A 278-nucleotide genomic window follows, 5' to 3' on the forward strand; every position below is an offset into this window, starting at 1 on the left:
GAACTGTTCCATGGCTATACCTATTCCGGCCACCCCGTCGCCTGCGCGGCAGGCATCGCAACGCTGGACATCTATCGCGACGAGGGCCTCTTCACCCGCGCCTCCGAATTGCAGGACGCCTGGCACGATGCTATTCATTCGCTCAAGGGCTCGCCCAACGTCATCGACATCCGCACCATAGGCTTCATCGCCGGCATAGAACTCCAGCCGCGCGACGGCGCGATCGGCGCCCGTGCCTATGATGTCTTTGTGGATTGCTTCGAACGTGGCCTGCTCAT

1 protein-coding gene is annotated in these 278 nt (G+C 61.5%); it reads left to right on the forward strand.

Annotated elements, in window-relative coordinates; genetic code table 11:
- Nucleotides 1-278: aminotransferase class III-fold pyridoxal phosphate-dependent enzyme (locus EN807_RS35190; protein WP_135938136.1), on the forward strand; the 278-nt coding region annotated here is incomplete at both ends.

This window comes from Mesorhizobium sp. M5C.F.Ca.ET.164.01.1.1, from assembly GCF_004792125.1.
Classification (GTDB): Bacteria; Pseudomonadota; Alphaproteobacteria; order Rhizobiales; family Rhizobiaceae; genus Mesorhizobium; species Mesorhizobium wenxiniae.